General features: G+C 52.3%; 16 protein-coding genes. 2 read left to right on the top strand and 14 right to left on the bottom strand.

Annotated elements, in window-relative coordinates; translation table 11 throughout:
- Positions 1-28 precede the first annotated feature (28 nt).
- The 8 genes from ABXT62_RS11785 to ABXT62_RS11750 form a co-directional block, all read right to left on the bottom strand.
- Complete coding sequence (locus tag ABXT62_RS11785; RefSeq protein WP_415355483.1) at positions 29-2221, bottom strand: di-heme oxidoredictase family protein; 2193 nt, start codon at positions 2219-2221, stop codon at positions 29-31.
- Positions 2222-2374: 153 nt separating this feature from the next.
- Complete coding sequence (putP, locus tag ABXT62_RS11780) at positions 2375-3868, bottom strand: sodium/proline symporter PutP (protein ID WP_415355482.1); 1494 nt, start codon at positions 3866-3868, stop codon at positions 2375-2377.
- 350 nt (positions 3869-4218) lie between these two features.
- Positions 4219-4527, bottom strand: coding sequence for a hypothetical protein (locus ABXT62_RS11775; protein ID WP_415355481.1), 309 nt, complete (start codon positions 4525-4527; stop codon positions 4219-4221).
- 71 nt (positions 4528-4598) lie between these two features.
- Positions 4599-5312, bottom strand: coding sequence for a molecular chaperone DnaJ (locus tag ABXT62_RS11770; protein WP_415355480.1), 714 nt, complete (start codon positions 5310-5312; stop codon positions 4599-4601).
- Between the two features lie 574 nt (positions 5313-5886).
- Positions 5887-7083, bottom strand: a complete 1197-nt coding sequence (locus tag ABXT62_RS11765) for an MFS transporter (RefSeq protein ID WP_415355479.1) — start codon at positions 7081-7083, stop codon at positions 5887-5889.
- A gap of 454 nt (positions 7084-7537) precedes the next feature.
- On the bottom strand, positions 7538-8233 hold the full coding sequence (locus ABXT62_RS11760) for a VWA domain-containing protein (RefSeq protein WP_415355478.1): 696 nt from the start codon (positions 8231-8233) through the stop codon (positions 7538-7540).
- Between the two features lie 23 nt (positions 8234-8256).
- Positions 8257-8445, bottom strand: coding sequence for a hypothetical protein (locus ABXT62_RS11755; RefSeq protein ID WP_415355477.1), 189 nt, complete (start codon positions 8443-8445; stop codon positions 8257-8259).
- A 143-nt stretch (positions 8446-8588) separates the two neighbouring features.
- The gene (locus ABXT62_RS11750; protein WP_415355476.1) at positions 8589-10595 is read right to left on the bottom strand and encodes an alkaline phosphatase D family protein; all 2007 of its coding nucleotides are present in this window, start codon (positions 10593-10595) and stop codon (positions 8589-8591) included.
- A gap of 65 nt (positions 10596-10660) precedes the next feature.
- On the opposite strand from ABXT62_RS11750, the gene msrA reads away from it, so the two are divergent.
- On the top strand, positions 10661-11317 hold the full coding sequence (gene msrA / locus ABXT62_RS11745; RefSeq protein WP_415358207.1) for a peptide-methionine (S)-S-oxide reductase MsrA: 657 nt from the start codon (positions 10661-10663) through the stop codon (positions 11315-11317).
- 113 nt (positions 11318-11430) lie between these two features.
- Here the strand turns inward: msrA and ABXT62_RS11740 are convergent, their stop codons facing one another.
- From ABXT62_RS11740 to ABXT62_RS11725, 4 genes are all read right to left on the bottom strand, one after another.
- Complete coding sequence (locus ABXT62_RS11740; RefSeq protein WP_415355475.1) at positions 11431-13995, bottom strand: TonB-dependent receptor; 2565 nt, start codon at positions 13993-13995, stop codon at positions 11431-11433.
- Between the two features lie 191 nt (positions 13996-14186).
- Positions 14187-14894: a 16S rRNA (uracil(1498)-N(3))-methyltransferase gene (locus tag ABXT62_RS11735; protein ID WP_415355474.1), complete on the bottom strand. Its 708-nt coding sequence runs from the start codon at positions 14892-14894 to the stop codon at positions 14187-14189.
- 7 nt (positions 14895-14901) lie between these two features.
- Positions 14902-16227: a 30S ribosomal protein S12 methylthiotransferase RimO gene (rimO, locus tag ABXT62_RS11730; protein ID WP_415355473.1), complete on the bottom strand. Its 1326-nt coding sequence runs from the start codon at positions 16225-16227 to the stop codon at positions 14902-14904.
- 194 nt (positions 16228-16421) lie between these two features.
- Complete coding sequence (locus tag ABXT62_RS11725) at positions 16422-18953, bottom strand: B12-binding domain-containing radical SAM protein (protein WP_415355472.1); 2532 nt, start codon at positions 18951-18953, stop codon at positions 16422-16424.
- Between the two features lie 261 nt (positions 18954-19214).
- Here ABXT62_RS11725 and ABXT62_RS11720 point away from each other — a divergent pair, with 261 nt between their 5' ends.
- Complete coding sequence (locus ABXT62_RS11720) at positions 19215-19433, top strand: hypothetical protein (protein ID WP_415355471.1); 219 nt, start codon at positions 19215-19217, stop codon at positions 19431-19433.
- On the opposite strand, the gene ABXT62_RS11715 is transcribed toward ABXT62_RS11720, so the two are convergent.
- A complete protein-coding gene (locus ABXT62_RS11715; RefSeq protein ID WP_415355470.1) occupies positions 19421-19720 on the bottom strand; it encodes a putative quinol monooxygenase in 300 nt (99 codons plus the stop codon). The genes ABXT62_RS11720 and ABXT62_RS11715 overlap by 13 nt on opposite strands.
- Before the next feature lie 59 nt (positions 19721-19779).
- Positions 19780-21807, bottom strand: coding sequence for a DUF3604 domain-containing protein (locus ABXT62_RS11710; RefSeq protein WP_415355469.1), 2028 nt, complete (start codon positions 21805-21807; stop codon positions 19780-19782).
- Between the last annotated feature and the right edge of the window lie 224 nt (positions 21808-22031).

The following is a 22031-nucleotide window of genomic DNA, read 5'->3' as shown; positions in this document are numbered from 1 at the left end:
TCATTGCGCCCGCAGCGCGGCAACCGTCTCACAACGTCTTGAGAAAAGTAACGAGGGCTAACCGCTCTGCAGCAGTGAGTGCTACATAAGCTTGCTTCGATACCTCAGCCTCGCCACCATGCCAAAGGATGGCCTCGTCGAGAGTACGGGCTCGCCCATCGTGTAGATAGGCCTCGCCCCCACTTACATCCGCGGTAAGACCAATACCCCACAGGGGCGCGGTGCGCCATTCGCGACCGCTGGCATGGATCTCGTCCAGGGTCGAGGCCAGGCCCGGACCCATATCATGCAGTAGTAAATCAGTGTAAGGGTGAATGGTCTGGTTACGCAGTTCGGCGTGAGGGTGATGCGCAGTGGTATCAAACGTATTGACATGACAGTTGAGACAACCCGCGGCATCAAACAGTGCCTCACCGCGCAATGCGACGGGCTCGTCCAAGCCCCGTCTGGCTCGCATGCCCAGTAGAGAGATGTAGTCCGTCAGCGTGTCCAGGTGCTCGTCGGGCAACTCAGTACCAGAGGCACCACAATCGGTCTGCGCCTGACCGCAGTCTGGATTTGAAAACGTTGAGGTCATCACGCCAAGATCGGTGTTCAGGGCGGATGCGACCTGATGCCGAACCGTTGCCTGTTCAGCCCTCCACCCATAGCGTCCGAGGCGGGTGTGCCCACTTTCGGGATCACTGATACGGCTGATGCGCCCGGAAATACCGTCTCCATTCAGATCATTAGGATCCGCCAGCGCCTTGATATCGTCCTCTTTAATCGCTTCAAGCAGGCCCAGTCCCACCAGTTGCGGAGCAATACGCGCTGAAAAATACTCTGGTTGCACACCAGAGAATACGAAACTGGGGCGACGCAGACCGTTACTTTCTTGCCACGGCCCCAGTGTTACCCCCGCCTCGGGATTACCCATGCTGGACTCCGGCTGGAGTACCGCGCCGATCAGTGGGTCGGGGTTGCCGTTCGCGTCTCCGACCTTGACGAGATAACGCTTCAGTGGCTGACCCACCGCAGGCGGCAGCGCGCGACCGTTGCGCGTGTGGCAGGAGACGCAGGAGTGGTTTACATAGTGATTACCAAGCAGTCCTGCCAGCGCGTCGAAGGGCGGATTTTGCGGAGATTCATTGTGCCCGCCATCCTCGAAGTCGGTGTGGTGTACCCTGCGCCCCAGAACGAAATTCTGGCCGTTGATGCTGGACAGGTTGGTCGCCATCTGCAGGAAGTGATTATCCGGCTCATTGGAATACTCGTAGGGCAGGGTGGTCTCACCGCCTAGCCAACCCGTTGCAGATATTGGGAAGGAATCTTCCCGTTCTGTAGAAAAATCACCGAATATGCCGCGGGTCTCCCAAGGCACGATCCCTTGTCCTACAATGTATAAGTAGGTCGTCCCATAATAGTTGTTGCGCCCGTTGGGCACGCCCTCTAAAAACTGGCTCAATTCGAACTCGAGCCGATCTCCGATCTGAAGTGGCGCGTTCGTTTTACTATTGTAAGAAACGTTACGAGTATAATGAGTGTCATCAATTCGAGTCATGACCCCATTGTTATGGTACTCCGCCACAGTGTTGATGCCGCGATAGAAAAAGCGCAGTTCTGCCTCGTTAGGACTCAGCTTCCACTGCGTGGTGACATTGAAGGTGATCGTATTTCCTCCTCGGCCAATGGTGTCAACAATCTCGACAGCTGCCGTGCGATGCTCCCAGTAGAACGACAGATAGTGGTCATAGCTCTGAAATTCATCTTCACGCGCATGCCTGTCGCGCGCCCGGTCGGCAAAGCGGGTAATCAAGGCGGATGCGGTGGATATCTGCTGAGCGGGCTCCAAATTCGTCGTCGCATCATACAGATCTGTAATCGGCGGAACAGCTGCGGAAAATTTGGTGAAGTATGCGACCAGAGGCGGCACGGTATTACCCCAAAAATCTTGCACAGTCTTTGCAGGTACTGAAAAACCGCAATACTGTGTTTGCGGATTTGCGTGCTGACAGTTTCCCCAGCCTTCGAACTCCCATCCCGGACGCGGCAGGGCTTGGTAGATCTCGTCATATGCACCGCTGATATAATTTTCCGAGCAAGTGGGTGCGCCAGAATTGTATTCTTCCAGACTACAGCCGCGCTCCCCACTGGCAGACACTATATCGCCTTCTCCGGCTATCTCCAGCGGGTGACTGCACCCTGCCAGGCATGCCAGAGTAACAATAGCAAGTAGTCGCATTGTATCTCCTCGTTTGGCAGGCTCGAGTAGCCATCCGCGTGGCGTAGACTTCAGTGTAAGAGGTATTCATGGGACACGCACAGTCGTGGATCGTTCCCTAAATAGTCTCGAACCTCAATTGATTGAGAATCAATCGCGCGGCGGCAGCACTCTCTAGCTCAGCCTATGAGCCACCTCATTCTTCATATCACTAAACGCACTGGTCGTGTCGTGTTCGGACTTGGTTAACAAGCTGACGGTAACAATAGCGATAACCCCGGCGAAAAATCCAGGCACTATTTCATAGATGTAATCACTGGGTGTTTGATTGTTGATAGTGAAATCACCGTAGATCCAAAACAGGACTGCACTGGCGCCCACTACGATTCCAGCCAATGCGCCCTGCCTAGTCATTCTTGCCCAGAACAGACTCAATAACACCACGGGGCCAAATGCTGCGCCGAATCCGGCCCATGCGTTGCTGACTAAGGATAAAATACTGCTGTCTCGATTATGCGCTAAAAATATTGCTAGCAAAGCAACTGCAACAATAGAAAGGCGGCCGACGAGTACTAACTCAGTGTCATTGGCTTTTTTGCGTAAGAATGTGTGGTAGATGTCTTCAGTGAGAGAACAGGATGTGACTAACAGTTGGGACGAAATGGTGCTCATAATTGCTGCTAGAATCGCAGCTAATAAAAAACCACTGACGAGGGGATCAAATAAAGTATTGGATAAGAATATAAATATGGTTTCCGGGTCACTAAGATTTCCGCCGATGGATTTAATATAGGCTGCACCGACCAGCCCAACGGCGATCGCTCCCGTCAAAGAAATAATCATCCAGCTCATACCAATGCGTCGGGCAATTTTTATCTCTCGAACAGACCGTATTGCCATAAAACGAACAATAATATGGGGCTGCCCAAAGTACCCCAAGCCCCAGCTAGCGGCAGAAAGTATTCCCAATAGAGAGCCTCCGCCGAGAGTCAGCATCGCAGGGCTTAGTTCCATTAGATAGTGCTGTGTCTGCGCCACACTGCCTATCTGGTTTAGGGTGACAATGGGAACCAAAATCAAGGCCAAAAACATGATGCAGCCTTGTACAAAATCAGTCGTACTGACCGCGAGGAAGCCGCCAAATGTAGAATAGGCTACGACGACACCAGCGGTGATGAAAAGTCCTAGTTCGTAGTTTAAGCCGAATGATGACTCGAATAATTTTCCGCCAGCGACGACGCCCGAGGTCGTATATATGGCGAAGAAAATAATGATAACGACAGAGCTTAATATTCTAATCAGATGACCCCTGTCATCAAATCGGCGCTCAAAGTATTCTGGAATCGTTACAGCATCGTCGAGTAGCTCGGTAAACACACGCAGTCTTGGCGCAACCAGTAAATAGTTCAGGTAGGCGCCGAGCGTCAGCCCCAATGCTATCCATGCACTACTGAGCCCTGAAATATACATTGCTCCGGGTAAACCGAGTAACATCCAACCGCTCATGTCTGACGCTCCCGCTGATAATGCGGTCACCGCTGGGTTTAAATTACGCCCACCGAGCATGAAACCAGTCAGGTCTCCTTTTGTCGCAGAGTAAGCGTAAATGCCGATAGAAAACATGGCGATAAAGTAAACGGTAAGAGAGAGATAGGCACCGGACTGCATTTTGTATCCTGCGGTTAATTAGCAGTGTTATCGTAGCACTCTCTTGCCTGCACTGTTCATTGGTATGCGTTAAAAAAATAGTCTGGTATCGCACGGGGAACGGTTGCCAGGTAACTCGAGCACCGAAGATGACATTGAGGCCTATGCGTGAGCCCCAGTCATTGAGTAGGTTCCGCTATTGCGACGGAAAGTCGCCAACGAGCGGGTCCATGTGGAGCGTCGCGTTAGTTGAACGGGAGGATGTCAATGCGTGAAATTGCTGTATAGCAATCGGCATGACAACGTAATAGCCAGGCATTAGTGTTAGCCGATACCGATACCGATACCGATACCGCTACCGTAGGCACTTTTTAGGCGTTTATTGAAGCCTGGGTTTCATCCTGACACTCTGGATTTGTGTGCTCATCCTCTAATTCAGGATCCTCTAGCAGTGGTATCTGGCTAGGCTCAATAACCGGGTCGCCGCGTTCGGTTAGCACTGACGCAATGACTTCACCGCGCAACTCCACATCCTTGGAGCTGAGCTCAAACAGCGTATTAATGGCGTCGTCTTCATGCTGGGTGCGCATCACCAAGCGAGGAACTGATCCGTCCACCCACGCTTTGGATTTCCCCCAGTAGTGCCCGAGTTGGTTCCGAACAACAAATATGTCAGTCATGGCAGTGGTCTGTCCTCAAAAAATCCGCGCGCTAGTGTAAGCATTTGACAGGAATGTTGCTAGTTTTGGCGTCATCCAAGAAGCAGGTCTTTGGCCTGGTTGATTTGTGCTGCTAGGTAGTCATTGCCACCACGGTCAGGATGCAGTTTTTGGATGAGTTTACGGTGTGCAGTGATAATATCTTCGTTGGTCGCATCATCATTCAGACCCAGCATGGCCAGTGCTTCGCTGCGCCCCATGGCGCTGCTACCTCCCGGGGCCGACTGTTGTTGTCCTGCAGAAAAATTTTCGCCCGGAAAATGCTGTTGTAAATAGCTGTCCAGCAATTGGAGTGAGTCTGCGTCCTCACTGCCACAGTAAGCGAAAAATTGCTCAAGCTGTTGCCGATCCATGTTTGTCAGGCGCCAACCTTTAAAGGCTCCTTGGAGAATTTCGCCCTGCAATGCGCCACTATCGTGATCCATATCCATACGCAGTAGGGCGGTCTCAACGGTCGATTTTTGACTGGCCGCAGGAGCACCCTTATTGCGCAGATGCGCGAGCATTGGAAACAGACGTGAAATTAGCGGTAATCCCTGACGCGCGACGACCAGCAGGCCGGCGAACGCGGCGCCGATCCAGTTCATGCGGCCGGTTGCCGCGAGAAATAGTGTTGTCACTAGGGCGATTCCCAGCCCCAGCTTGATGTATTCAGCACGGCGCTTGTGCGGAGGCATGGCTTGCGCTCGCCGCAGAAGGATGTAGACAACGGCAATAATTGCTAGCAGCAATATTAATCGGGGCACATTTTCTCTCAGGACTTCAACTGTTGGATCAACATTAAGTATCTGTTGATTTATATAAAGTTTTCAGTAAGTTGGTGACAGTTTGGGTACACGTTGAATCTCTTTTGATTAATCCCGTCCCAGGGTCATCCAGCATTGATATTGAACCCTAGAATACACGCTCTAGGGCGCTCTGTAAGCCCCTCTAAGACTGATCTGTGCAGTAAACGTGAGGGATTCCCGATAATACTATGCAGCTGAGGGTCAGAACGGTCTATGCGCCAAGTATAGGATAAATAAAGGGGCTATGGCGGGACATGTTCTTCCCGTATCCCGTTTGACGCAATACAGGCGACCGTGTTTGAACAAGCGGGCTGTGCCAACTCTCTTTGCCATGGCACTGCAGAAGAAGGCGGGTTAAACCTTACGCCCGTTCTGGCACACGAGAGCCTGGTCGGTGTGCGGGCCTAACTCACAGGAAACCATGCCGACCAAATGTTCAGCGCCGTCCTTGGTTCTGTATTGGTGGTCTTCTCTAGCGGCTTGACGGGGTTATACGGCTCGCTAGTCAGCGCCACTATTGTGGCCAAAGATATCAAGCTACCTTTGCCCTTAAAAACAACCGATAAACAACAGCGACGGTAATAGTGCTAGCCAATAGCGCAAATGATAACGGTATTTGGTTAACATCCTCGAAATTAGAAGCTAACGATGTAGTTGCACTGCACACCACCCAAATACCAGAGAACAAAAGTGCGTTAGATGTTGAGGCCATGTTGCGATAGCGCGCCAAGTTATAGCCGACAAAAATAGGGAAAATAAATCCGCCAAAAAAGACGATGGACCATGTTCCAAGCCCGAGTGAGAGAAGACTTAACGGCATTGTCTGACTTATAAACACCATAAAAATTGCAGACAGCAATAAGCCTAGGATTGAATATTTCATCCTGATCCTAACGGGCTTAGCTATGAAGATACGGCTTACGATATTTCCAAATAGCCATGCGATGCCTATTAGAAATGCCAAATTTCCATAATCTATGGAACTCAAATTAAGTTGAACTTGAACTAAAAATGGAGCAACTATATTAAATAGAATAATTAATGAACTAAGCAAACCTAATAGAAAAATGCTGCTAACAAACTGTATATCTGTCAATAAACTAAAATAGTTTCTAGCGGCGACTTTAATGCTAAACGCAGCTTGTGGAAAATGTGTTTCTTTATAGAGAAAAACGAAAGCAAAAAGCCCAGTTGAACTATAGGCAAGCAAAAAATAGAAATTATATTCCCATCCAAAATAATGCTGTAAGTAGCCTCCAATAACCGGCGAAAAAACCACGCCGAAAGACCAACTTATTGTCATGTAGTTTACCAGCTTCTTGTATAGCTCCCCCGTTGCGACGTCACTCAAAATTGATCTACACGGCACAATTGCAGCAGCAAGAACTAGCCCCTGACAAAACCGCGACACCATTAAAGACCTGACAGTAGGAAAAAATAAGAAGACAAGGATCAAGCTGATGTACAGTAAGAAGCCAATGATGACAATTGGCTTCCTGCCATAGTGATCTGATATGGGGCCTACAATTAACTGCCCCACTCCATAGCCCAATATGTAAATGGCAACACTGGTTTGCGCTAATGTAGTCGAAATATGAAAAGCATGACTAATAGCAGGCAAAGAGGGCACATAAATATCAGTTCCCATTCCCGACAAAGGTATAATGAACAGTACGACAAGGAGATAGGTTAAAAAGTTCTTATCTTTTATTTCTTCTTTAGAGGTCAAGGCATCTTACCCGTAGAACGTCAATGTCATTTGCTTTCTTCATCTATGAAGGAGTGTCCAAAGTAGTCCGTGTCATGGGGTTTTCAGCGGCCTCTATGCTGGGCAGTAAGCTGCGCAAAGCCTAGGCCGATAGAAGTATTGAGATAAACAAGGCTAGCGAGGCAACAAAGCGATGTACTGTACTCTTTGTAATAGAGTGGCTCATTGAGTCTCCAACCTTAGATCAGTTAACAGTTTCTGGCAATATTATCCTGTCTGGCTCACGTCCTTATAGAGGGTAAAGCCTATTTCGAATGTGGGCGTACTACTGGCATAGCACCTCGGCAATCGCCAGCCAATAAAAGAACCACACTAGGCCGGCTTGTGTGTTTGCAGATGCCTCGTTAGGGCGCAGACTCCGTTGCCTCATGCAGCAGCCAAGCGGCTGGAGGATGCCAGGGCTAGTGCCACCGTATTAGTTGCCACCATCAAGCAACTGTTTGAGCAGCAGCTTAGCACCGTCACCGCCGTGTGCTTCAAGTGCAGTTCGTCCGCCGGTGGCAAAGCTAGCCACGGCACCCAGTAAGCCTGCCAATAAATCGGCGCTGCTGCTGTCGAAACGGGCGTAGGCGCCGCCGCTGAGTTTAGCCATAGTGCGAAGGGTTTGCTCTACCTGGCGATCGCTGCCTTCTTGAAAAAGGAACAGCGGAAGCTTCAAGAGGCCGCATTGCCCCGCGAGGTCACAGAGATTATCGGGGTTTTCCTCCACCGCATCACCGATGAACACCAAGGCACGCATGGGCGTGTTACGGTGCTCGCTCTGGGCGTGTTTCAGCAGCCGTGCGATCTGAGTGCGACCGCCCTCACACTGAACCAGCCCCATTAACCTTGCGAGCTCGGCACTGTCTGTTAGCCAGCGACTGGCGCGGAACTCACCGAAGCCTTGAAAATAGCAGAGCTGCACCGCCAGTGCTGTGACCTTGCCGCTGACCTGGAACATTTCCTGCTGCAATTGGCGAGCGCGATTCCAGGTGGGCTGACGGCTGGCGGTGGCGTCAACGGCAAAGAGCAAGCGGGGTTGCTTATCGACAAACTGGGTGATGGTTCGGCTTTCTTGCAGAAACTGTGCGATTTCTTGCGAGGAGGACCGGCGAGCGGGTGGTTTGGTCATAGTGCAGTCCTAACCACAGGGCTTCAGTCCTTGGAACTGGTATCTAGTTTGCCTATCTGTTCCAATTTATCCAGATCGTGACAGCGCTTGGCCAGTTCAGCGATAACCTCAGATAGCTCATCACCGCTGAGTCCATCGGTTGATGATGTCTCTGCCAGCTGCCAGAGTTTACGGCTGGATAGCTGATGTGCATTAATTTTATGTGTGTTCATTGTGACTTACCGTTCTGTGCGTCGTCCCATGCTCAAAATGCCCGAGACACCCCCGCAGTATTGTAAAACTAGGGGGATTGTATGATGTGAGTGTGACAATCGCGTGAAATCACAGTTGCGATTTCAGCTTGCAATATTGCAGTTTACACTGCAGGGGCCTTAAAAGGAAAGGGGGCGGCTCTTTCAAAGTCGGGTCCGTCCAACACTGGCGGTTCTCCGGCGCTCCAATGTGGCAGGTGGAATTTGGCGATATGCCGGATACCTGGAGGGTCGATAAAGCTCACTTGGCAATCCTCCATGGTGATCAACTGTACCTGCATCTCGTCGGCGTCGAAGCTTGCTAGGCCATAGCCATTGGCCGTTGTATCGACATATTGCAGGCCGGGATTGGCGCTATTGGGGCCCAGCCAGTCGGTTAGCGTATCGGACCCGGTTTTGCCATATGCGAAGGCGGCAAGCACGCCTGATAGCATGGAAACGTTCCACACAGGCTCTGTTCCGTCCTCTGTCTCGCGATAGACCAACGGACCAAAGCCGGCGTGATCCTCTTTTGCCACGGCAATTAAGTCCTCAAAAAGTGGCGAGGAACTGATGCCGGCGACGTTGAAATCCACAGCGACTGCGGGCGCATCTGCCGCCGTGGTCGATTGGCGAATAGTGCCAGCCCCTTGCATGTGGTGATCGCCTGATAGCGATACTAGCCCGGACACATTTTCCTCCTCGAGATAACGCATCAACACGCTCAATTCAAAAGGATAGCCTGCCCAGCCGTCAATATTGAAAACGCTATCGTGATACCCGGCAAAGGGGAGGGTAGACATGTCTAATCGCATAGGCAGCAGCGGCATGGCGTTGCCCCAAAGCTTCCATGGGGCAGTGGAGGTCTTGATCGTCTCCAAAAACCAGTCCCGTTGTTCAAGCCCCAGCATGCTGCCGGGGGCACGGTGCTGTGCCGGATTGGGGACCGTGCCGTCCCCGAAGGGAAGCGTCTTGGGCGGGTTGCCCTCATTATAGGCACTGCCGGCATCGGCAATGGAGACTAATTCGACAGGATCCAGTGGCAGTTCCATCGACGCAGAAAGGCCGTGCGGAAGGCAGGGCGCGCTGCGATAGCTGCGGGTATCGGTAAGTACTATGTCGACGTATTTGCCCCAGCTTAGTTTTCGGTAGATGCGCAAGCTATTAACAGCGGCCTGATTCTGGATGGCCTCATCTTCCCCCAATACTTGTGGTTCAAAATCGTGGGCAGGCTGTGTTCCAAGTTCATTCAACACCGCCGGAATAAATTCGAACCAGGCTTGGTTGGCGTCCATTTTTCGCTGCGCCTGAAGGACGGGCGCGTCATCATAAGTTGAAAAGCCTTGGAAGTTGTCATTGGCAAACTCATGGTCGTCCCAGATGCAGATAAATGGCCAGTTTGCCCGCGCTTCCTGTAAATGAGGATCACTCAAGTAGGTTTTATAGAGGTGACGGTAGTCAGCGAGTGAAACGGCATACCGGTTTTTGTCTGTGGTGACACCATTTGGAAATGGCGGCACTATCCGAGACAGTGCAGTCCCGTTCAAGCGCTCCTTCCAGCAACGCTCGTAAATGAAATCTCCTAGGTGCAAAACAAACTGAAGCTGGTCAGCGGTGTCAGCGGCACGATCCTCCTTCAGCATGCGCGCCCAGCTGCCGTAGTAGCCTTGCTCAAAACTCTGGCAGCTAACGAAGGCCAGATTGACCTTGCTTGCCTGCCCTGGCGACGGCGCGGTGCGAGTGCGCCCAGTGCGCGATACGGATTTGTCGGCACCAATAAAACGGTAATAATAGTGCGTGTCCGGTGCGAGCCCGTCGATATACGTGCGCACTGTGTAGTCGCTGTCGGCATCAGTCTGGATGTTTTCTTGCAGCAGCAGCGTGGAAAAATCGCGGTTGGAACTGACCTGCAACAGCAGGTGCACTGGGGTATTGGTCTGTGCTGCGGGCACAGCGCGGGTCCACAACATAATCCCGTCGGGTTGGGGGTCGCCCGACGCAACGCCCTGTGGAAACTCCAGCATAGGAGCATCCGGCGGCAGCTGAGCCGATATCGCCCCACCCGGGGCAAGGGTTAAAAAAAAGGTGCTGCTGGACAGTAGCCCCAACATATTTCTGCGCGTAATAGGCATGACGATGGGTTCTTTTAAACGTGAAGACGACCATTTTACCCCATTTATCGCTATACTTGGACCCCATGAAACTGTTCAATATTCGCAGGAAGCACCGCATGCCAACGCCGGAAACAGCACTACCCGGTCGGGCCGAAGAAATGCCCGTCCCACAAGCCCACTATGTTAATGGTCATCCGCTGCGTGGCCCCTTTCCCGCGCACTTGCAACAGATCGTGTTTGGCATGGGCTGTTTCTGGGGCGTGGAGCGCATATTCTGGCAGTTGGAGGGGGTGTTTTCCACGGCTGCTGGCTACGCGGCAGGTTCAACACCCAATCCCACGTATCAGGAGGTGTGCAGCGGACGCACCGGGCATAACGAAGTGGTGTTGGTGGTTTTCGATCCCGCGCAAGTGAGCGTGGAACAATTGCTCAAGGCATTCTGGGAAGGGCACAATCCTACTCAGGGCATGCGTCAGGGTAACGACATGGGTACTCAGTATCGTTCAGGTATCTATGTCTCGGATGATACCCAAGCATCGCTGGCAGCCGCCTCACAAGAGCTCTTTCAGCAGGCGTTGGAGGCGGCAGGATATGGCCCTATCACGACCGAAATTCAGTCGACGCCACAATTTTACTACGCAGAAGACTATCATCAGCAGTATCTGGCCAAGAATGTTAATGGCTACTGCGGCTTAGGCGGCACGGGCGTGACCTGTCCGGCAGGTTTGCCGATGACGTAGATCGCGGGTCTTTCTTTTTTGAAAAGTACTGCCAGTGCCGTTATTCCTGAAGAGAGCGTCATAAAAAAGCCCGGAATGATCAGGTCATCCCGGGCTTTGTTGTACTGGCAAGCTTACCAGTTGTAGGCGGCTTCAATGCCATAAGTGCGTGGTAGGTTATACGTCGTGCCTGCAGTCGAAGTGACGTCCACCAGTGGTGTGCCACCCTGTACATATCTGTCATCTGTAAGGTTATTGCCGAAGCCGGTTACTCGCCAGTTCATATCTGGTGAGTTCCAGGTCAGGCGAGCGGAGAGATCTTCCTGGTCCACTTTGTAGACACCAGAGAGACAACTGGACGCGTCAAAACAGTTCTGCAGATTGGTGCGGTAGGACCAAGAGATCATTGGAACCACTGAGCCATAGTTTGTCTCAAAGGTATATTGCGCCGCTAGGTAGAAGATGCTGTCGGGAAGACGCGGTAGGTCTTCATCGGAGCGATCGATCGGACAGTTGGCAACCTCGCCTGCTCCGGTTTCGATAGCAGTGCACTCTGGCCGTATACCTGATGCCGGTATGCTCTCGATACGGAAATCATCATACTCTTCGATTTTGCCGTGGTTGAACGTGACATTCGCCGTCAATTGAAGGTTGTCGGTGGGCAGTATGACAGCCTCCATTTCAATGCCGGAGATATAAGACGACTTGGCATTAATGAGTGCGCCAGCAATACGGCCCTCGGGACTGATGCGGATGGTGGTTAACTGACGATCTGTATAGTCGGTATAAAATATAGCGGTATTGAGACGCAATTTACGTTCCCAAGCGTCCATTTTAAAGCCGATCTCATAGTTCCAAACTTCTTCCGGGTCGTACTCTCCAACGAGGCCGGTGATCGTATCGACCGTATCGGTAATGCCGCCGGACAGAAAACCGTTGGCAATGGTTAGGTAGGCATTGCCGAAATCCATGAAGCCGACGCCGTCAAACGTGCGCTGAATACTCATCATTGGCGTGATTTTAGAATCGTCAAGCTTCCGCGTCTGGTCAGCGCGGGGGTCGGGCATACCAAACGTGGGAGACAAAGGCCTTGTGTCGATATCGACAACGTAACCGTGGTTTGGATTGAACGTCTCTGGACCACTGGGGAAGTCAATAAAAGTGTCGGATATTGGAGACACCGATGCATCACCGGTGGTTGCCAAGTCACTGATATCGGGCACTCGGAATGTGCGTGTCACTTCCCGCTCTTCCCACGTGTAGCGTGCACCCAAAGTCACGGTCCAGTAATCATCAAAATGCCAATCGGCTTGGCCGAAGACTGAGGCCGACGTATTTTTTGCCTCCAATTTGGTCAGATTACTTTGATAAAATGCAAGGTTGGGAATGGTTAGTGCGCCAAAGAACAGGGAAGGCGAGGTGGCCGCGCCTTTATCTGTCTTTTCGGTAAAACCAAACGCACCGACCACATAATCGAGTTTATCGTCAAAGGCGCTGCCCAATAACTGAAACTCCTGACTGTAGGAATCAGTGTTGCGCTGCTCCGCACCATTTCCGGCAAAATTGGTGCGCCCTAACAGTGCGATGCCGATGGCATCAAGCTCATTGACCTCGCCACCCTCGGCACTGCGTGCGGCGCTGATGCTTTTAAAGTTCAATACGTCAGTGATTTCCCAGTCCACTGTCAGTGCTAGAGTGTTAACTTCAGCCTTGTATTGGTTAGGTTCTAGGTTAGCCATAATTTTGTCTTTGCCCAGATCGTCGTTCCGTTGACACCAGTCGATAATCGTCTCGCCAGTGGACGGTATAACGATGAAGGGGTTCTGCAGGTCCCCCTGCCAGCCCGTACCGGGTATGTCCGTCACCACTTCACAGTTTTGCCCGCGGGCGGCTTGGTCGGTTTTGCCGTAGTTATAGTTCAGATCCAGAGTCAGATCGTCGGCAGCTAACCAGCGCAATTGCGCCTGGCCGCCGTAACGGTTGATATCATTATATTCGCCTTCATAGAAAGGAAAATTGCCCAAAGCCTGGGGCGGCAGGTCATCTGGAATTTCGCTCTGCACGTAGCCGTCATTTTTGGTTTGATACAGTGAAAAGCGCGACATCAGCGTGTCACCGACCAGCGGCACATTGACGGTTAATGTACTGTCGATTTTGTTGTAGTTACCAACGCGCACTAATGCGTTGCCGCCGAACTCATCTTCGGGCCGATTCGTCGCATACAGAATCGCGCCACCGGTCGTGTTCTTGCCAAATAATGTGCCCTGGGGGCCGCGCAATACCTGAACGCTTTGCACGTCGACATTATCTACAATTGCACCGTCGGCGCGGGAAACATAGACATTATCGACGTATATGCCGACGCCCGAGTCATAGTTCACCCCGGTATTGCGAGCGCCAATACCACGAATAAAGGCGTTGCCCGTTCCGGTCGTGCCGTTGCCGATACCCATGTCGACATTGGGAACCACCTTTGTCAGGTCCGAGATGTTGGTCAAGCCTAACTCTTGTAGGCTTTTACCGGTAAACGCAGAAACTGCTACCGGCGTTTCCTGCAGTGATTCCTCGCGCTTTCGGGCGGTTACGACTACTTCTTCAAGCATCGCTTGCCCGAGAGCTACGGTAGGGACCAATCCTACGGAGGTGATACCTAGAGCCGCTGACAGTTGTATTGCTATGATGCGTGGACGAGAGATCATTGCGGTACCTCTTAATTGTTATCGGTGACAATCTAAATCTATCACCATGAAACATTCAAATCTACGGTTATGACGGACTTTCTAATCTGCCCATTACCCAAAGGGGTCTATGGTTCATCCTTTTGGCTACTGCAGAAGTCTGATGCAAAGATGTTTGACTAAGGCAGTAATAGGTGTTTTGTCGAAATGATCTAGAAAAGTCTGCCTATTAAGCTAGTGACTGCAGTTTCCACGCGCAGAATACGCGGGCCGAGAGACACTATCTCGCAGCCGGCACTCTCAAGCTTTTCTAGCTCATAAGGAATGAGGCCGCCTTCGGGTCCGATGACCAGCAGCGTGTTGCCGTCGATGTTGCGTGGGCATAAAGACTGTCCGCCCGGGTGGGCCAGCAGGGCGTGTCTCCCCCTAATCATTGTTGGCAAGTGATCCTCGACAAAGGGTTTGAATGCGCGATGCTGATGCACTAGTGGCACCTGAGTGTCTCGGGATTGCTCCAGCCCTTGAAGTAGATAGCCCCGCACAGTGTCTTGCTCCAGAGCGGGGCTTTGCCAATAACTTTTTTCTACGCGGTAGCTATTGATCAGATGCAACTCGGGTACTCCCAATTCAGCAATGGTGCGTAGGATTCGACGCAGCATTTTGGGGCGGGGTATGGCCAGCACGAGGCTTAGGGGCAGTTTGTCAGGCGGTGACTGATGGAGGGAAATAGCCAAGGTGGCAAACTCGTCATTGATCTCAAGGATTTCTCCTTCGCCCATCAAGCCATCAATTTCACCGACACGCAGGATGTCACCACTGTTGGCGCGGTGTATCTGCCGCAGGTGTTGCAGGCGGCGCCCGCGCAGCGCGATCTTGCTCGGCGCCACTCGGTCGCTATCGGTGAACAGTATCAGGTTCAAAGTGCGGCTAACCGGCCCACAAATCGTAGTCGTCAGCCGCGGTAACCTCTGCCTCTACAAAGTCTCCGGGGCTCAGTTCAATTGCGCCTTCTAAGAATACCCTGCCATCAATTTCAGGGGCATCTGCGCTGGAGCGACCTATGGCACCGTCCGCGTCAACTTCATCGATCAGGATTTCGATCGTTTTGCCTATTTTTGTCTGTAGTTTTGCCGCACTGATGTCCTGCTGCAACGCCATAAAACGCTCCCAGCGCTCCTGCTTTAATTCATCCGCTACGGGGTTGGGCAAATCGTTGGCTTTTGCGCCCTTGACGGGGGAGTACTGAAAGCAGCCCACGCGATCAAGCTGAGCCTCGCGCATAAAGTCGAGCAACACATCAAAGTCATCTTCGGTTTCTCCCGGGAATCCAACAATGAACGTACTGCGAAGCGTGATATCGGCACAGGTATCGCGCCATGCCTTGATTCGTTCCAAGGATTTTTCCGCTGCAGCCGGGCGTTGCATGCGTTTGAGCACCTCAGGGCTGCCATGCTGAAAAGGGACATCCAGATAGGGCAGTATTTTGCCCTCGGCCATTAGCGGGATTATCTTATCCACATGAGGGTAAGGGTAGACATAATGCAGACGCACCCAGATGCCGAACTCACCCAGCGCCTCGCATAATTCCTGCATGCGCGTTTTCAGGGGGCGACCATTCCAGAATCCTGTGCGGTACTTTGTATCGACGCCATAGGCACTGGTGTCTTGGGAGATGACCAGCAGTTCCCGAACGCCAGCCCGCACCAGACGCTCGGCCTCCTCCATGACATCGCCAATCGGCCGGCTGACCAGATCGCCGCGCATGTCGGGGATGATGCAAAAACTGCAGCGATGGTTGCAGCCTTCGGAAATCTTGAGATAGGCATAGTGGCGTGGTGTGAGTTTAACGCCCTGAGGCGGCACTAGGTCAGCGAAGGGGTCATGCACTGGCGTGTAAGGCAGGTACTCATGCACCGCGCTAACCACCTCTTCATAAGCCGCTGGTCCAGTGACACTGAGCACTTTGGGGTGCAGCTGCATAATGGATTGCGCATCGTTGCCCTTGCCCATGCAGCCAGTGACGATGACCCGGCCATTTTTGCTGATGGCCTCGCCGATAGTGTCCAGCGATTCCTGTTTTGCGCTGTCGATGAATCCGCAGGTATTGACCACCACGACATCTGCTCCCTCGTAGGTGGAAACGATATCGTATCCATCCATCTTCAGCTGGGTGAGAATACGTTCGGAGTCAACCAGTGCTTTGGGGCAACCTAAGCTGATGAAACCTATACTTTTTTTGCTTGAATCGGTCATTTTTTGCTCAATTTTTTTGTCGTGCTGCTGGTTCCGCTTTGCTCGCCCTATATCGGCGACCTACGTCAAATACGAGCCAATTTGAACTGGCGGCGATGATACCTGAAGCAATACCAATATTCCCTCGAAACTGCGCAAACAGCAGCCACCTACCAAGTCAGTGGCCGTCATGTTTTTCTAGCAGCTCGCTAGTGCTAGAGCGCGAGCGCGCCCAGGCGGGGTCGGGCAACAGGAGATTCAAGTTCCCAGGTATGCAGGTGTAAATCCAGTACCACCTTAGCCTTGCCGATGTCACGCTGACAGACTTCGCTGGGATCTTCGATGACCAAAGTAGCAGGACCAAACTCACAAAGGCGCGGCACGTGATCCTGCCAATCGTCTCGATGCCCTTCTTCGCGCGCAATCAGCAGGAGGTCCTGCCATGCGACATAATCATGCTCCAGTTCCAATACGGCGGGAAACGTGCGGTCCGGAGCCGGCAGGTGCGCATGCTGCACCGCAAGTGCCGTGCGTAGGGCAGAATCGTCAGCCAACTCAAGAACCTCAATCAAATAGCGACCGATTTCTGCAATAAACAAACTCCAGGAGCCCGGAGGCGCCATATAACCCTCCAATGTTTTTAATGTCTTAGAGATCACCGGCCAATCATCCGGATGGCGGGACGCGCTGGAACGCACTTTGTCATAAAACGCGACTTCTCCCATGCCTGTCTCGCGGCGCACATAGCGTGCGACGTAGCGCAGCAAGCCATAAACATCAAACAGATAATACGCAAGCCGCAGCTGATCCATCTCTTCCCAGTCCTCACGCGTATAGCTGGCCGCCTCCATTAATATTTCACCCGGCTTTGCTACAATGCCGTGTTCTTTGCGGTAACCCGGCTCGTTCATGGGACTATTGGGTAACAACGTGGTCTTGTTGGCTCGCACGCGAATATCCATGTCGGCACATTTTTGCAGATCAGTACTGAAGGAGGTACGCGTTGAGCCCGGCAGGCCCATCATAATATCCGCCGCCAGCGGGAGCTTGGCCCGGCGGAACTCACGGGCAACCTCGTGATACTTCTCCAGTTTGATATTGGAGCGGTCAATGACCTTCAATGTGGTTTCGTCCATCGATTGCAACGACACTAGGCCCTCAGTGAGGATATTGACATTAGCAAATATCTCGATAATCTGGCGCAGGTAACGCACCTGATTCTTCGCGTAATTAATAGGGACTGAGCGCGGGAACCCGTAAGTCTTGCGTAGGTCGGCAATTTTTAAGGCAATGTCCACATCACGCTCCAACATGCCGAAATTTGCATCTGCGATGGAGGCATCCTCAATCTGATGCTTCGCCGACCACTCCAACTCCGCATAAACACGATCGAGATCAAAGCGGCGCACCTTGGATAAAGTCGCGGAACCCCAGTCACAAAACGTACAGCCATAAGGACAGCCACGATTACTCTCAATAATCGCACCGGCTCTAACTGAGCCAAACTCGTCAAACAAGCCCATTAAATAGGGCGATGGAATGGTGTTGAGGTCAGCGATACGATCACGGTCACCGTTTCGCACGATACCACCAGAAGAGCGAAACGAAATTCCGGGCACGTTTTTGAGAACGTCAAGATCAGCAGCGTGAATGTCTAGCTTGTCCAGTAAATCGGCAAAGGTATGCTCGCCCTCGCCGCGCACAGCAACATCCACATGGGGGTTGTCAGCGAAAAACATCTCGCAATCTTTTTCGTAAGATGGCGTGCTCGGGCCGCCATGGATCGTGATATTTGCTGGATTAACCGCTTTAATTGCGGCCGACAGTTTCAAGTTGGTGTCAACAGTCCACAGGTAGTTAGAAAAAATAAACACCCCGGGCGTTGCTGCCCGTTCCACAAGACGCGCTTCATCGGCTAGAAACATGGGCACAAAATCGTAACGTTCACGAAGCTTGCCCCCTTCATACTCCATCGCGTATGCGGTCACCAAACCCAATGACGCAGGAGCCATCCCCTTGTCCATATTGACAGGTATCACCGGGACTAAATCTTTGCCAGAGTCAGCCACTTTTTCATCGTGCGCCGCAACGCGGGCATCCACTAAGGCTTGCACTTCGGCGTAGTCAACGTTGCCGAACAGCTTTTTTTCCATTGAATTATCAATGTGCAGCGGCGCCATAAACACACCGGCTCCTGCCATGCGCGATATCAGCTCGTCGAACTGAGAGCTGTTCATAGCATCTGGATACTGTTGCTCAAGATAGAGAGTGCGCGCCGTCTCTACAGTAATAGCCTCGGCAAAAACACTGACCGCACGCACTTCGGCGAGTGTGAGCTCCATCAGTAACACGCCATCATGATTGTACCAAAGGAAATTTCCATCTTGCGACAGCAGGCTTATGGGAGCGGCTATCGTGATGTCATCAGACCCGACCGTCCCCAATTTCTCTGAGACAGCACCCAAAAATCGATGCACGGGTTTCGAGTCTGTCAGACAGCCTGCCATTTCAAGATTTTCAATAAAGGTGACTACCGCAATCCGCTTAGCATCAAACCGCTTCGCCATAGCGTCTACCAGATCTTCAATATCCCCTTCAAAACCGTGGTTAAATGAATCGACAATGGCAAGCCGGACAGGCGTAGCACGCTTCATCATTCCAGGGAGCTGCGCAAAATGCAGGGCATGCTGTTTCTCGCTGATGGCCAAATAGAAACCGGGTACGAGATATGTAACTTGGTTGGTCATTATTAATATACCTAGTGCGCAATCAGCGCAGTCAAATGACTGTACCGAGGGTACACAATGAGCCTTCTAATACGGTCTTGTGAAACACCATTGCTTTTTACAGTGTACCACAAATATAGCCATTCTGAAGTTCCGGATTTGGGCCTTCCGGTGCGAACAAGAGTCCATGTTACTTGACGATTTCAGCCAGAAATCGAATCTGGCGCTGGCGGCACTAATGCACCTGTTTAACTTTGCAACATCATTTTTTCGGGCGTTGCATTGGGGTTCTATCAAAGTCGTCAAAGTCCTCACTGCGAGTATGTGTTTCTGCTCGCCGAAGAGGAGACGAAGACGGAAGATATCTCGGTCGCGGGTGAAGTCTATCGGCTCTCTAGTGCTGCCATTGACATCGGATTGATTCGCAGCGTAGCTGCGATGTTGTACTGGGTCTCTTGTTGGGCAATACCGTGGTTGTTCCTAGGAGATCAAAACGGTTGAATCTCTGTCACTTCATAGAACGTAACCTCCAGCGAGGCCGGAGGGTGAGCCCCCATAGCCGCCTGGAATTCGGCCATATGCGGCGTTGCCATGTGCGCCTTGAGCGCTTCGAGGCTCAGCCATTTTTCGGTTATTCGCAGCCTATTGGGGTTGTTTAATTCTACGCTAAAGGTGTAGTCATTACAGCCAGACTCCTCCCTGCTGGCTGCTTCCATGGTGTGGATTGCACTCTGCAGTGCGGCGATGTCCTCCGGTTTACTGGTTACAACGGCGTTGACGACAATCATGATCTGTTCCTTTTATTGCGTTTGGTTTGCGAATTGCCTTCGCGTTAATGACGCTTTCTTCACAGGGCTTCTGTTGTGTCCGGACGGTACCAGATGGGCGAGGACCAAGCGCGCTCCTGCAGCGTTTTGTGCAGGTCTGAACGCGGTTGTTCACCGGCGCGAATCGCATCCCAAGTGGACCAGCGGCAGGTCGGGTTTTCCAGCACGCGCACGTAGTAAAAAGCCTCCTGACTTGAATCGAAATCAGGGTCGCGCCACAACGCCTTAAGCTCGCTGGCGCCGGCGCTGCCAGTGGTAGCGCAGTCATCCATATTGACGCTCGCACCATTGTCGGGGCAGCGCGCTGTCTTTGGGTCAACCTCTAGCCCGTTGGAGCAGGCAACATCGTAGATGCGCTCTTGGTGTTGGCCGCCCTCTAGGTAGCCTTTAATGATTTGCACGCGCTGCAAGGGAGCGCCGATCGGGTCAGCAGCAGCCCACACCAGAAATTGGGGTATTTGGTCGCCATTAGCGGTTAGGTCGCTGCCCATTGTGACACCCTGTTGATAGGCCAATGTCGTGAGTTGTGGGCTTTGCAGGAGTTCTGGGTCAAAGTCATAACTGGAAAAGAAGCGCACCTTGATGCGCGGCCCGCTGGTGGCGAATGTTTCCTTGCGACGGAACGCTTGATAAATCGACTCGCGCGTATTTTCCTCCGCCCAGACACCGGCCAAGCCGGACGCCGACCAGAATTCAAAGCCGGAACTGGCGAGATAATCTCTGCCATCGACCTCTTTGACTAATCCGGGATCCATATATTTGATCGCGGTACCGTAAAGAAAGGATGCGGGGATAGAGCCACGCAGTTCGGGCGTACCGTCTAGCATGCCGGCCTTGGAGAAGAAGGTTTCTTCATCTTCAGAGCTTGCGGCGTCGTGGGTATCACTGGAGCCGATTAGGCCAAACTTGTAGGGGTTGATGACGCCACCGGACTGCAGTTGCAGGCCGCGTAAATAGGCATCGCGCACGTAGCTGCCCGCGGGCTCGCTATAGAGTTTGGTGGCGACACGGAACGGTGTGATCTCAAAGTCTGCCCATTCGTCATTCGGTGACAACAGAGGATGGGTGTCTGACGTGCCTTTGATCTGTGTTATTTCCACCAGCGGTTCATTGCGCTGGCGTTGTTTTGCATAATTGTCGTCAATGGGATTGCCTGCCCAGTTGGTTAACTTGAACATCTGGCCATTGGAGCCGTTGGAATTGTGGGGAATCGCCAGGCTTTCTATTCCTTGATTGCGCAGACCGTCCATCCACTGCCACAGGCCCTCTGGATTTTGCGAGTTAAAGCGCGAGAAGGGAACAGCGGGTAAGCGTCCTGTGTCGCGGAATATGACATTGCGGTGCAGGTTGCCTTGGTCATCGCTGGACGACGTATATTCGAAGGCGGCGAACGTGGTAAAACTGCCAGGTAAATAAGCGTCATTCGCCGCTCGAATGGTGTCAAGCCACGCTGACTTGGTCACGGCCTCCGCCATCGGTGCGTCGATCGTGCCATCAAGCAGGCCGCTCAGCACACCGGGGATAAAGGTGCCAAAGGCTTGTCCGCGGGCGATTAGGCTGAGAACATTCATGTTGCTCGGTGCGTTTAAGTTGTGCAGCGGTTCTGCCACGGCATAACGCGAGAACTCGCTGCTGGTGTCTGCAGCTTCTTTTACTAGACCCATCAGCATCGCGTGATCGGTGACTGCGTAAAAGTCTAGGGGTTGTTGCAATTGCACCTGATAGCCGCTGGGGTGGTCTAGTGCCTGCCCCTTGGCATAGCGGTAGGCATCGTCAGGGCTGCTTACGGTGCCAAAAACATAGGCATCAAACGAGTAGGCCGTATGCACATGCAGATCGCCGAAGTAAGCATTACGGTCGGGGTTGGGCGCAGCGCGCAGTGTCAGAATCTCTTCGTTAGCCGGTAGCAGCGTATTGACACCGCGCGCTATGCCGGTCAAACCCTTGTTTTCATTCGTCTGCATATCGTTGAGCGAGTTTTCTGAATCGAAGCAGCCGCATAGGGCGAGGGTCAAACAGCCTGTCATGAAGACTTTTTTGTGCGTCATTTTTTATTCTCCATAATGTCGCGTTGCTTGATGATAGGCGTCGGGCCGATGGCAGTCTAGTGTCAATCTGACCCGGTTTCATGTGACGTTTACCCCAAGCATCGGTGGGATGGAAACCAACACCAAGGATTTGCAAGTGCATCAATTCAAGCGTGAACTCAGTACACCTGATGGCCATCGCCCGTTCCAATGCCTGTAACGCATCGGGATACTGGAAGGAAATG

This window comes from Halioglobus sp. Uisw_031 (assembly GCF_047729875.1).
GTDB lineage: Bacteria > Pseudomonadota > Gammaproteobacteria > Pseudomonadales > Halieaceae > Marimicrobium.
The sequence above is the reverse complement of the archived record's forward strand: the minus strand, read 5'-3'. Positions and strand labels throughout refer to the sequence as shown.

Bases quoted from the DNA above. Each gene is read 5' to 3' on its own strand.
- ABXT62_RS11785 (WP_415355483.1), bottom strand. From the start codon at position 2,221: ATGCGACTACTTGCTATTGTTACTCTGGCATGCCTGGCAGGGTGCAGT.
- putP (WP_415355482.1), bottom strand. From the start codon at position 3,868: ATGCAGTCCGGTGCCTATCTCTCTCTTACCGTTTACTTTATCGCCATG.
- ABXT62_RS11775 (WP_415355481.1), bottom strand. From the start codon at position 4,527: ATGACTGACATATTTGTTGTTCGGAACCAACTCGGGCACTACTGGGGG.
- ABXT62_RS11760 (WP_415355478.1), bottom strand. From the start codon at position 8,233: ATGACCAAACCACCCGCTCGCCGGTCCTCCTCGCAAGAAATCGCACAG.
- ABXT62_RS11755 (WP_415355477.1), bottom strand. From the start codon at position 8,445: ATGAACACACATAAAATTAATGCACATCAGCTATCCAGCCGTAAACTC.
- ABXT62_RS11750 (WP_415355476.1), bottom strand. From the start codon at position 10,595: ATGCCTATTACGCGCAGAAATATGTTGGGGCTACTGTCCAGCAGCACC.
- msrA (WP_415358207.1), top strand. From the start codon at position 10,661: ATGAAACTGTTCAATATTCGCAGGAAGCACCGCATGCCAACGCCGGAA.
- ABXT62_RS11740 (WP_415355475.1), bottom strand. From the start codon at position 13,995: ATGATCTCTCGTCCACGCATCATAGCAATACAACTGTCAGCGGCTCTA.
- rimO (WP_415355473.1), bottom strand. From the start codon at position 16,227: ATGACCGATTCAAGCAAAAAAAGTATAGGTTTCATCAGCTTAGGTTGC.
- ABXT62_RS11725 (WP_415355472.1), bottom strand. From the start codon at position 18,953: ATGACCAACCAAGTTACATATCTCGTACCCGGTTTCTATTTGGCCATC.
- ABXT62_RS11715 (WP_415355470.1), bottom strand. From the start codon at position 19,720: ATGATTGTCGTCAACGCCGTTGTAACCAGTAAACCGGAGGACATCGCC.
- ABXT62_RS11710 (WP_415355469.1), bottom strand. From the start codon at position 21,807: ATGACGCACAAAAAAGTCTTCATGACAGGCTGTTTGACCCTCGCCCTA.